This is a genomic window from Kitasatospora sp. NPDC059160 (genome assembly GCF_042755465.1).
Taxonomy (GTDB): Bacteria; Actinomycetota; Actinomycetes; order Streptomycetales; family Streptomycetaceae; genus Kitasatospora.
Map to the genome: position 1 here is coordinate 1 of NZ_JBHZCN010000181.1, position 10468 is coordinate 10468.

The following is a 10468-nucleotide window of genomic DNA, read 5'->3' on the forward strand; positions in this document are numbered from 1 at the left end:
CCCGGGTCCCCCGGGGGGGGGGGGGCCGCCCCCCCCCCCGCCCCACGGGCCGGAATTCGGGCGACGGACGGGCCCGGATGCACGACGATGACGGCATGCTGAACAACGGGGAACCCGAACCGGACGCGACGGACGAGGACGAGCTGCTGCAGCTCCTGGTCGGCGAAGTGTGGGTGAACGTCTACCGGTTCGGCGGCATGGGCGTCGTCGACTTCGGCGGGACGGTCTCCTGGCCGCGGGGCGACGGCGGGGAGGTGTCGACGGGCAGCCGGTACGCCGTGCACGCCCAGTGCCCGTTCCGGATCGTCCAGTGCGGGGAGGTGTACCTCGGCTCCGACGACCTGGTGCCGGCCGGGGGCGGCGACCGCCTCGCCTACGACGCCGGGGCCGACGCGCTGCGGGAGTTCCTGGAGCGGCGCTCGCCCCGGGTGCTGGCGGTGGAGCGGGCGCCGGAGGGCGACCTGCGGATCACCCTGGAGCACGAGCTCAGGATCGACGTCCTGCCGACGAGCGCGAAGGTCGAGGAGTGCTGGCGGTTCCTGGTCCGGGACGGGGAGCACCTCGTCTTCCCGCCCGTCGACTGACCTGCCGGGCCACCAAAACGGCCCGGCAGGTCGGCGCCGATCCCAGGCCGCGGGGCTGGCCCCGCAGGTCGGCCGACGGCTCAGCGCCCGTTGCGGGCCACGGCCCGCAGCCGCCGCCAGGTGCGCCCGGCCGGCCCGCCCGCGGGGGCCTCGTCCGCCCAGTCCCGGGCCGTCCCGGCGAAGCTGTCGGTGCCCGTCGCGGCCGGTGGCCGGGCCCGGCCCGTCCGGGCGGCGCGCAGCAGCTGCTCCGAGGTGATGCCGCCGAGCCGGGCCCGGGCGTGGTCCAGCAGGGTGGCGCCGGCGGCGGCGATCGCGGGCTCGCCCAGCGGGCGGGTCGGCAGCGCCAGCCCTTCGGCGAGCAGCTGGTCCAGGGCCGTGCGCAGGTCCGGGACGGAGAGGTCGCGAACGGTCAGCGACAGGTGGCCGGACAGTCCCTCGGCGCCCACCGCGCGGTGGGCGAAGGCGCGCGGGACGTAGAGCACGTCGCCGGGCCCGAGGACGGTGTGCAGGCGCTGCGCCGAGCGTTCGTCGTCGGGGAGTTCGCCCAGCGACCACTCGGCGGCGGCCGGCGCGTCGTGGACGTACCAGGTCTTGCGTCCGGCGACCTGGAGGACGAACACGTCGGCGTCGTCGCGGTGCACCGCGAGGCCCTGGCCGCCGACCGGGGTGAGGAAGAAGAACGCCTCCACCCGCCGGTCCAGTTCCTCGGAGAGCCGGGCCACCAGGTCGCCGGTCGGGCCGTGCCACTGGTCGACGCAGCGCAGCAGCAGCGTCGCCCCGGTGCGCAGCAGGGCGAGCACCTTGGCGCGGTCGGCGAAGCCGTGGTGGGTGGTGCCGTTGACGGTGCGGGAGGTGGTGAAGGCCTCGGCCGGGAGGACCACCTTGTCGGAGCGGACCATCTCCAGGTACGGGGTGCGCAGCAGCCCGCTGTCGAAGGCGGCGTCCAGCGCGTCGAGGTCGAACGGCGAGGCGGGCCGGGCGGGGGTGAAGACGGCGGGTTCGCGCTGCCACCGGTGGTCGGCGAAGCCTGCGAGGTCGCCGACCCAGTCGGCGAGCGTGGGCGATTCCATGGTGTGTCCAGTGCTGTCGGGAGGGCCGGCCGGTTCAGCTGCCGACGGAGGCCTCGAACCGTACGGAGAGCAGGGAGCGCAGCGGGACGGGCGCGTCCTGCCGGGGGCCGCGGATGGTGAGGCCGTGGTCGAGGGCGACGGTGAGCAGGCGTTCGGCCAGCGGGACGACCAGGTGCTTGGCCCAGCAGCGGGCGCCGTCGAAGCCGAACGGCATGAACCCGGGGGTCCTCTCCGGGTCGGCGACCGCCTCCCACCGCTGCGGCCGGAACTCCAGCGGGTCGGCCCAGTAGTCCGGGTGGCGGTGCATCAGCAGGGGGAGCAGCGCGACGTTGTCCTCGGGGCGGATCTCCGGGTGCAGTCCGGCGTAGGCGTCCCCGCCGTTGCGGTAGAGCATCCACGCGGGCGGGAGCAGGCGCAGGGTCTCCCACAGGACGGTGGTGAGGTCCTGGTGCGGTTCGGGCGCCGTCCGCATCAGCCACAGGGCGTTGCCGGCCAGGGCGGCCACGCCGTCGCAGAGGGTGGCGGAGGCGCGCCGGTACATGGCGACGGCCTGCTTGCGTTCCAGTGGGTCGTCGGCGCCGCGGATCAGTCCGGCCATGGCGGTGGGCGTTCCGGGACTGTTCCCGTTCCCGCCCGCGCCGCCCGGCCAGGTGGTGACGGCCCGGTCGACGAGCCGGGAGAGGGTGTCGGAGCGGGTGATGCCGCGCTTGGCCAGCAGGGAGACCGGCAGCGGGTCGGATCCGAACAGCCACCGGCGCAGGTAGGAGGTGGGCGCGTACGGCCAGGCGCCGTTCAGCCCGCGGGCCGGGGGCGGTGGCGTGCGGATGCCCGCCATGACGTCCTGCCCCAGGGCGCGGATCGTCCGGGTCGCGCTGTCGTGGGGGATGTCGGCGCCCGCGGCGGGCTTGTAGACGGAGCGCTCGGTCTGGAGCACCGGGCGGGCCGCCACGATCTCGGCCATCAGGCGGGCGTCGGAGACGCCGACGGTGCGGGCGTCGACGCGGAACACCTTCGCGTCCCGGGCCAATAGGTCCTGAATTCGCGGGGCGTAGACGACGGAATGTTCGCGGACCGTTTCCGGCGCCATTTCTTGCACGAGGATCCCGCCTCCGTGGGAATACCGATGAAATACGGCGCCGGTGGGGCGGCGGTACCGCCGCCGCCCCACCGGCCGTGGTGCGTCAGATGACGTGCAGCACCCACGCGTGGTTGGCGAGGTCCTCGTCACGCTTGAACTTCTTCACGATCGCCTTGATCATCTTCATGGTTTTCCCCTTTCCGGGAATACGGGTGCGACGAATAGGTGTGGCCGCACCGGTGATGAGGTCCGGCATTCCGGTCCGGAAGGCCGAACTGCTCAACTGACTCAGGACCTTAACCGAACGGCGGCGATCATGACACCCCTTCGACAACCGGAGTTCGATTTCTACGGGGTATTGACAGCCCATTCGAATGCCGAATCGTTATAACCTTTTCCGGTGGGGGCATTCGCTCCCGCATTCGCCGGTCAGTTGTACGTGGTGGTGACGGTCACGCCGTCGAAGCCCTGCTGGGCGTACAGGCTGAAGTACACCCAGCCGGACGGCGGGTCGGCGACGGTCAGGGTCTCGCCGTTCCCGGCGGCGGTGGACTTCGCCCGGTACGACGAAGTGGTCGCCCAGGAAGGGCCGTTGTAGTACAGGTCGGCGTTGCCGGTGCCGCCGGCGGTGGTGATGGTCAGCTGCTTCACCCCGGCCGGCAGGTACAGGAAGCTGTAGCCGTAGTTGCCGGTGGTGGCGGCCACGCCGTCGCGGCGGCAGTTCCGGTCGTACTGCCGGGTGTCGGCGGCCGCGCACAGCGGGGCCCGGTCGGCGGGCAGGCTGCCGCAGTCGTCGGCGGCGCAGGCCTTGAGCCAGGTCGCGAAGTCGGCGTCGTAGCGGGTGCCGATGGTGGTCTTGAGCAGGGTGCGGGCGCCGTTCCAGTCACCGGTGCGGTACGCGGCGAGCAGGGCGTCGACGTCCTGGGGGTGCGACTGGAGCATGTAACGCACCGCCAGGTAGCCCCAGTTGTAGACCCGGGTGGAGTCGGCGTTGTCGTAGGTGGTGTCGAAGAGCGTGCTCAGCGGGTAGCTGCCCTTGCCGGCCTGGGTGACGGCGTCGTCGTAGTGGACGCCCCGGTAGCCGTACGAGACGTACTCGGCCAGGCCCTCGACCCACCAGACGGTCGGGGTGGTCATGCCCGCCTCGAAGTCGCCGTACATGTCGTAGCGGCCGTCGAGGTAGTGGGTGTACTCGTGGTTGAGGTTCCAGATCTGGAAGCTCGGGCGCAGCCAGTCGGCCTGGTGGGCGATGAAGCGGGCCTGGTTGCCGGGGGTGGCCGGGTTGCCCTCCTCGTACATGCCGCCGTTGTCGACGGCGATGTGGTACATCTCCCAGGCGTAGAGGCTGTAGTTGTAGTAGTCGTCGAAGACGACGACCTCCAGGCCGGTGTTGTGGTCGTCGGCGACCGGGCCGTTGTCCTTGGCCACCCGGTGGAAGTACGCGTCCTGGCCGACCAGGCTGGTGCAGGTGTCGGCGTTCTGCCGGTCGGTCATGCTCTGGGAGCGGATCCGCAGGTTCGGGTTGCAGGTGTGGTCGCTCCTGAGCACCAGCGGGACGAGCTTGGCGGGCACGTCGCAGGTGCCGTAGTAGGAGCAGTTGCCGGCGTCCTTCTGCTCCGCGAACCAGAGCAGGTTCATGGTGAGCGGGGCGGTGGCGCCGACCAGCGGGTAGCGGTTGACCAGGTCCTTGACGATCGGCCGGCCCTGCGCCCGGAGGCCGTCGACGGCGACCAGGTTGCCGATCTGGATGCCGATCCGGGTCACCGGGTCGGAGCCGGTGAGCTGGGCGCTGTTGCGGGTGACGAAGGAGGCCATGGTGGTGGCGAAGGACGGGTCGGCCTGGAGGGCGGCGGTGAACTCGGGGAGCTCGAAGCCGCGTTCGACGACGGTCCCGGTGTTGCCGACGGCGGCGGCCATCGAGCCGGTCCACCCGCCGGTGTAACCGTCGAGCAGGCGCTTGACCACGCCGGTGTAGCGGGCGTTCTCCCGGGCGCTGTCGATCAGCGTGACGGCCTCGGCCAGGGTGGCGCCGTTGGCCTCGGTGACGTCCTTGCTGTGCGGGGCGGCGAAGAAGGCGTCCAGCGCGCCGCGGATCGCGGTCCGCAGGCCGTCGCCGTACGGGCCGACGGCGTCGGGGTGGTACCACTGCACGTAGTAGCCGGCGCGCAGGAACAGCACCAACTGCCCGGCGGAGGTGGAGTTGTCGCCCGGGTAGCCGGCGGCGGCGGTGTCGCGCAGGGCGTCGGCGACGGTCACCATCCTGGCCTCGGCGAAGGCGCCCTTGGCGTCGGTGCCGGTGAGGGTGAACAGCGTGTTGACGCAGTCGAGGCCGGCCGCCTTGACCTGCTGGACCAGCGCGGCGCCGGACGTGCCGGTGAACGCCGCGGTGTCGCAGGCGGTCAGCTGCCGCGCCGTCCGGCCGGTGCCGACGGCACCGGCCGCGGTCGGGGCGGTGGGCCTGCCGTGGCTCTCGGCGGCGAGCGGGCGGGGGTCCTGGGGCGTGTCGGGCGACTTCGGCACCGGGATCGCGCGCGGGGCGACGGGTGCGGCGACGCGTGGGGCGGCCGGGTGGGCGGCCGGTGCGGCCGCCGGTGCGGTGGGCGTCGGGGTGCGGTCGGCCGCGTGCGCCTGCGGGGTGAACAGGCCGGCTGCGAGGAGGAAGGCGACGCCGAGCGCGGGCAGTCTGCGCGCGTTCGCCTTCGATATCCGGAAGGGACGCATGGGGTGGGGGCCTCCGGGACCGTGAGGGGGCCGTGCGGTGGGGGCGCACGGACGGGGTCTGATGTGTGACATGTAAAATGGCACACTCATTCAGGTAAAGGGAAGACCCGGGAGCCGGGGTTCCGGTCGACGAGACCGAACCGTGCCCTTCCGTGCGCCGCGCCTCGCCTGACGGTCCGTCAGACCAGTGACCGTGCCCGGGGGGTGAGCGCCGCGAACTCCAGCGGCGCCGACGGGTCCACCGACACGTCCGCCGGGGCCGGCTCGGCCCCGGCCCGGACGAGGAGGTCGCCGACGGCCGCGACCATCGCGCCGTTGTCCGTGCACAGCCGCAGCGGCGGCACCCGCAGGGCGATCCCGGCCTCGGCGCACCGCTCCTCGGCGAGCGCCCGCACCCGCGAGTTGGCGGCGACCCCGCCGACCACCACCAGGGTGTCGATCCCGTGGTCGGTGCAGGCCCGCACCGCCTTGCGGGTGAGCACGTCCGCGATCGCCTCCTGGAGGGCGGCCGCCGCGTCCGGGACGTGCGGCTTGCCGCCGGCCGTGCGCCGTGCCTCGACCCAGCGGGCGGCGGCGGTCTTGAGGCCGGAGAAGGAGAAGGCGTACGGGTCGTCCCGCGGCCCGGTCAGCGGGCGCGGCAGCCGTACCGCCGCCGGGTCCCCGTCGCGCGCGGCGCGGTCGACGGCCGGCCCGCCGGGGTAGGGCAGGCCCAGGATCCGGGCGACCTTGTCGAAGCACTCGCCGGCCGCGTCGTCCAGGGTGTCGCCGAGGTGGACGATCCGGCCCCGGGCGAGGTCGCGGACCAGCAGCAGCGAGGTGTGCCCGCCGGAGACGATCAGCACGATGCACGGGTCGGGCAGCGGCCCGCCGTCCAGGGTCGCGGCGGCGACGTGCCCGGCGAGGTGGTGCACCCCGTACAGCGGGACGCCGAGCGAGAAGGCGTACCCCTTGGCGGCGGCGACCCCGACCTGGAGGGCGCCGGACAGGCCGGGGCCGGTGGTGACGGCGACGGCCCCCACGTCCCGCAGCGTCAGCCCGGCGCGGTCCAGGGCCTCCTGCACCACCGGGGCCATCGCGTGGACGTGGGCCCGGGCGGCGATCTCCGGCACCACCCCGCCGTAGCGGGCGTGCTCGTCCATCGAGGAGGCCACCGCCTGCCCGAGCAGCACGCCGTCCCGGACCAGACCGGCACCGGTCTCGTCGCAGGAGGACTCGATGCCCAGCACGACCACCGGCGACCCTGTCACAGTCACTCACCCTCTTCACTCATTACACGTGCGGGTGACCATTGTGCCCGATGTGAACGGTGGAATAAGCAGGAGCCCATGCTTCGTTCCTGCAACTCATACGCAATAGTGTTGTCCCGGCACGATCGTCATCGCTCAACCCGCCGAAAGGGGCCGTGTCCTGATGGGCACCTACTCGCTTCCCGACCTGCCGTACGACTACTCCGCGCTCGAGCGGGCCATGTCCGCCGAGATCCTGGAGCTGCACCACTCCAAGCACCACGCCGCCTACGTGAAGGGGGCGAACGACACCCTGGAGCAGCTCGCCGAGGCGCGCGACAAGGAGCAGTTCGGCGGCCTGGTCGGCCTGCAGAAGACCTTCGCCTTCCACCTCTCCGGCCACGTGCTGCACTCGCTGTTCTGGCAGAACCTGTCCCCGGAGGGCGGCGACCGCCCCGAGGGCGAGCTGGCCGACGCCATCACCGAGCACTTCGGCAGCTTCGAGGCCTTCAAGAAGCAGCTCACCACCGCCACCACCGGCGTCCAGGGCTCCGGTTGGGGCATCCTGTCCTGGGAGCCGCTCGGGCAGCGCCTGATCGTCGAGCAGGTCTACGACCACCACGGCAACGTCGGGCAGAACACCACCCCGCTGCTGGCCTTCGACGCCTGGGAGCACGCCTACTACCTGCAGTACCGCAACGTCCGCCCCGACTACGTCACCCGTCTGTGGGACGTCGTCAACTGGCAGGACGTCTCCTCCCGCTTCGCCGCCGTCAAGGGCGCCTGAGCACCGAGCGAGCAGGAGGGCCCCGGACCGGTCGGGCGGTCCGGGGCCCTCCCCCTGTTCTCCCCCCGTGTTCCCCCTGTTCCCGCCGTGGTTCCCCGCCACGGCCGTCGACCCCCGTCACGTCAGCCACACCGAACCGAACGCCCTCCGCCACCCGTTGTTCGCCCGTGAACGGCGCGCGGTCGCTACGCTCGGGACACCGCCGGTCACCGGCGGTCGGCGGCCGACCGGCCGACCGGCCCGTCCGCTCCTGAGCGAAAGGCCGTCCGATGGCCCCTCGTCTGTCCGTCGTCGTCCCGATCTACAACGTCGAGCGCTACCTCGCGGAGTGCCTGGACTCGATCGCGGCCCAGACCTTCACGGACTTCGAGTGCGTGCTGGTCGACGACGGCTCGACCGACGACGGCCCGATGATCGCCAAGGAGTACGCCGCCCGGGACCGGCGCTTCCGGCTGGTCCAGCAGGAGAACAAGGGCCTCGGCGCCGCCCGCAACACCGGCTGGCGCCACCTCGCCCCCGGCACCCAGTACCTGACCTTCGTCGACAGCGACGACACCCTGCCGCCGCACGCCTACCAGTTGATGATCAGCACGCTCGACCAGACCGGTTCCGACTTCGCCACCGGCAACGCGATGCGCCTGCGCACCACCGGCCTCACCCCCTCGCACGCCCACCGCCGCCCCTTCCGCGAGACCCGGCTGCGCACCCACGTCAGCGAACTGCCCGCCCTGGTCACCGACCGCACCGCCTGGAACAAGGTCTACCGGCGCACCTTCTTCGACGCCGCGGGCATCCGCTACCCCGAGGGCATCCTGTACGAGGACGCCCCGGTCAGCGTCCCCCACCACTTCCTCGCCGAACGGGTCGACGTGCTCTCCGAGCCGATCTACCACTGGCGGGTCCGCGAGGACGGCAACCTCTCCATCACCCAGAAGAAGACCGACCCGCGCGGACTGATCGACCGGGTCCGCTCGATGGAACTCGTCCGGGAATGGCTGCTCGCCCGCCCCGAAGCCCTCTTCGCCGAGCAGTACCTGCGCGCCTACGACCGGAACTGCCTGGCCGAGGAGATCCCGATGTTCTTCTGGTCCATCCCGGACGGCGACCGCAACTACTGGGAGGTCTACCAGCGGCACGTCAGCCGCCTGCTGCAGGCCATCGGCCCCGAGCGGATCGCCGGCCTCAACGGCCAGTTGCGGCTCAAGTACCGCCTCACCCAGGCCGACGCGATGAACCGCTTCATCGCCGTCCAGCGCGTCCACCGCACCGTCCGGCGCGCCCGCCAGGCCGCCCAGGCCGTGCGCCGGGGCTGACCGGGGGTCGGCGGCGGCGGGCGCCGTCAGCCGACCGCAGGTGCCGTCAGCCGGCGGACCAGGGTGACCAGGGCCGCCCGGTCCGTCGTCCGGTCCGCCGTACCGGCGAGCAGCAGGCGGACCATCTGCGGCAGCGTGAACCACGCGTTCACCAGGCCGATCACCGCGAACATCAGCCGTGCCGGATCCACCTCCCCGGCCACCCCGCCGCTGCGCTGCGCGGCGGCGACGGCGGCGACCTTCTCCGCGTAGTGCGCGGTGCGCTCCGGCCCGGCCGCCAACTCCTCGGCGTCCGAGCCGCGTTGCAGTCCCTCCCAGGCCAGCAGCCGGGAGAGGTGCGGGTGGGCCGAGTGGTAGTCGAAGACCCGGCCGGCGTAGTCGCCGAGGTCCAGTTCCGCCTCCGGGGCGAGCGGTACCGCCTCGGCGAGCTTGCCGAGCTCGGACGTCAGCACGGCGGAGAAGAGCTGCTCCTTGTTGCCGAAGTACTGGTAGATCCGCTCCTTGTTCACCCCGGCCCGGGTCGCCACCCGGGCGATCCGGGCCCCGTCCGGGCCGAACTCGGCGAACTCCTCGACCGCGGCGTCGAGGAGGAGCTGCTGCGTGCGTGCGGTGTCCCAGGCCATGGCCCAAGGGTATCCCAAATTTCCAACCCAATGGTTGGACTTCCGCGTCCGCGCGTGCCAAACTCCAACCGAAGGGTTGGAGATGAGGTCTCCGCCCGATCACCAAGGGGAGGACCCGCGCCATGACCACCGACACCATCACCCCAGCAGCCCCCGCCACCGTTCGGGCCACCGTCGCCCCGGCCACCCCCGCGGCCCCCTCGGTCCCGTCGGTCCCGTCGGTCCACCGCCGCGCCGTGCTCACCTGGCTCGCCGTCTACCCGACCATCACCACCGCCTTCCTCGTCCTCGGCCCCCACCTCGGCAGCCTCCCCGTGCCGCTGCGCACCCTGGTGATGACCGCCCTCGTCGTCCCCGTCGTCGTCTACGCCCTGATGCCGCTCCTCCTCAAGGCGGAGACCAGGCTCGCCCGCCGGGCCGACGGCCGGAAGTAGCGGGCGACCCGGCCCCGGCCCTCCGTCGGCCGGGCGGAACCTACCGTCGGATCGAACTCTTAACGTGGATAGGGCGGTTGGGATGATTCTCTTCAACCAGAGTCGCCGTCGCCGCAGCTGCCGTAGCGCTGGCCCTCGTGGGCGCGACGGCCTCCACGGGGCAGGCGGCGGCCAGTGGCCACCGGCAGCTGTCCCAGAACGTCCGGTTCTACAACGCGGCGGTGGACGGGAACCTGGACGGCAAAGCCAACGGGACGTATCCCCTCACCTACCCGTCCAACGGCAGCCCCGTTCAGACCTGGACCCTGACCCCGACCGCCCAGGGGGCGTTCCAGATCATGAACGTCTACAAGAACCTCTGCCTCCAGGCGCCTGCCACCACCGGGGACCCGATCCCCCTGATCCGGTGCAACATCAGCAACCCGGCCCAGTGGTGGGACCTCGACGAGAGCGACAACAAGGTCGTCATCACCGAGTACCTCGACGGGGACTACGCCATCCAGTCCAACGGGAACTACACCACCGTGCTGAGCGCGTTCTCCGACCACAACAAGCTCCAGGAATGGGACGTGTTGCCCGCGTAGGGGAGCAGGCCCGTCGAGCCCCTGCCGCCCCCTCGGGCCGCAGGGGCT

11 protein-coding genes are annotated in these 10468 nt (G+C 72.3%); 5 read left to right on the plus strand and 6 right to left on the minus strand.

The genetic code is table 11. The features are described 5' to 3' along the window. Positions 1–77: 77 nt before the first annotated feature. The gene (locus ACFXOZ_RS40770; protein ID WP_380521526.1) at positions 78–584 is read left to right on the plus strand and encodes a hypothetical protein; all 507 of its coding nucleotides are present in this window, start codon (positions 78–80) and stop codon (positions 582–584) included. A gap of 80 nt (positions 585–664) precedes the next feature. Here ACFXOZ_RS40770 and ACFXOZ_RS40775 read toward each other — a convergent pair whose 3' ends face one another. The 5 genes from ACFXOZ_RS40775 to tsaD form a co-directional block, all read right to left on the minus strand. Further along, positions 665–1654, minus strand: a complete 990-nt coding sequence (locus tag ACFXOZ_RS40775; protein WP_380595090.1) for a JmjC domain-containing protein — start codon at positions 1652–1654, stop codon at positions 665–667. Between the two features lie 34 nt (positions 1655–1688). Continuing rightward, entirely contained in the window at positions 1689–2741 is a 1053-nt protein-coding gene (locus tag ACFXOZ_RS40780) for a cytochrome P450 (RefSeq protein ID WP_380595092.1), read from the minus strand. 94 nt (positions 2742–2835) lie between these two features. Further along, positions 2836–3015: a hypothetical protein gene (locus ACFXOZ_RS40785; RefSeq protein ID WP_375883760.1), complete on the minus strand. Its 180-nt coding sequence runs from the start codon at positions 3013–3015 to the stop codon at positions 2836–2838. Between the two features lie 146 nt (positions 3016–3161). Next, complete coding sequence (locus ACFXOZ_RS40790; RefSeq protein WP_380521517.1) at positions 3162–5453, minus strand: M9 family metallopeptidase; 2292 nt, start codon at positions 5451–5453, stop codon at positions 3162–3164. Between the two features lie 179 nt (positions 5454–5632). After that, entirely contained in the window at positions 5633–6706 is a 1074-nt protein-coding gene (tsaD, locus tag ACFXOZ_RS40795) for a tRNA (adenosine(37)-N6)-threonylcarbamoyltransferase complex transferase subunit TsaD (protein ID WP_380595094.1), read from the minus strand. A 157-nt stretch (positions 6707–6863) separates the two neighbouring features. On the opposite strand from tsaD, the gene ACFXOZ_RS40800 reads away from it, so the two are divergent. Then, positions 6864–7466 carry a superoxide dismutase gene (locus tag ACFXOZ_RS40800; protein WP_375883767.1) on the plus strand — a complete coding sequence of 201 codons (603 nt, stop codon included), beginning with the start codon at positions 6864–6866 and terminating at the stop codon, positions 7464–7466. 269 nt (positions 7467–7735) lie between these two features. Further along, positions 7736–8779, plus strand: coding sequence for a glycosyltransferase family 2 protein (locus ACFXOZ_RS40805; protein ID WP_380595096.1), 1044 nt, complete (start codon positions 7736–7738; stop codon positions 8777–8779). 26 nt (positions 8780–8805) lie between these two features. Here ACFXOZ_RS40805 and ACFXOZ_RS40810 read toward each other — a convergent pair whose 3' ends face one another. Continuing rightward, the gene (locus tag ACFXOZ_RS40810; protein WP_375883773.1) at positions 8806–9402 is read right to left on the minus strand and encodes a TetR family transcriptional regulator; all 597 of its coding nucleotides are present in this window, start codon (positions 9400–9402) and stop codon (positions 8806–8808) included. A 122-nt stretch (positions 9403–9524) separates the two neighbouring features. Here ACFXOZ_RS40810 and ACFXOZ_RS40815 point away from each other — a divergent pair, with 122 nt between their 5' ends. Both ACFXOZ_RS40815 and ACFXOZ_RS40820 read left to right on the plus strand, forming a co-directional pair. After that, positions 9525–9836: a hypothetical protein gene (locus ACFXOZ_RS40815; protein ID WP_380595098.1), complete on the plus strand. Its 312-nt coding sequence runs from the start codon at positions 9525–9527 to the stop codon at positions 9834–9836. Positions 9837–9973: 137 nt separating this feature from the next. Then, the gene (locus ACFXOZ_RS40820) at positions 9974–10420 is read left to right on the plus strand and encodes an RICIN domain-containing protein (protein WP_380521507.1); all 447 of its coding nucleotides are present in this window, start codon (positions 9974–9976) and stop codon (positions 10418–10420) included. The last annotated feature ends 48 nt before the right edge of the window (positions 10421–10468 follow it).

Coding starts and splice junctions, on each gene's coding strand:
- ACFXOZ_RS40775 (WP_380595090.1), bottom strand. CDS start 1,654: ATGGAATCGCCCACGCTCGCCGACTGGGTCGGCGACCTCGCAGGCTTC.
- ACFXOZ_RS40770 (WP_380521526.1), top strand. CDS start 78: ATGCACGACGATGACGGCATGCTGAACAACGGGGAACCCGAACCGGAC.
- ACFXOZ_RS40790 (WP_380521517.1), bottom strand. CDS start 5,453: ATGCGTCCCTTCCGGATATCGAAGGCGAACGCGCGCAGACTGCCCGCG.
- ACFXOZ_RS40800 (WP_375883767.1), top strand. CDS start 6,864: ATGGGCACCTACTCGCTTCCCGACCTGCCGTACGACTACTCCGCGCTC.
- ACFXOZ_RS40810 (WP_375883773.1), bottom strand. CDS start 9,402: ATGGCCTGGGACACCGCACGCACGCAGCAGCTCCTCCTCGACGCCGCG.
- ACFXOZ_RS40805 (WP_380595096.1), top strand. CDS start 7,736: ATGGCCCCTCGTCTGTCCGTCGTCGTCCCGATCTACAACGTCGAGCGC.
- ACFXOZ_RS40815 (WP_380595098.1), top strand. CDS start 9,525: ATGACCACCGACACCATCACCCCAGCAGCCCCCGCCACCGTTCGGGCC.
- ACFXOZ_RS40780 (WP_380595092.1), bottom strand. CDS start 2,741: ATGGCGCCGGAAACGGTCCGCGAACATTCCGTCGTCTACGCCCCGCGA.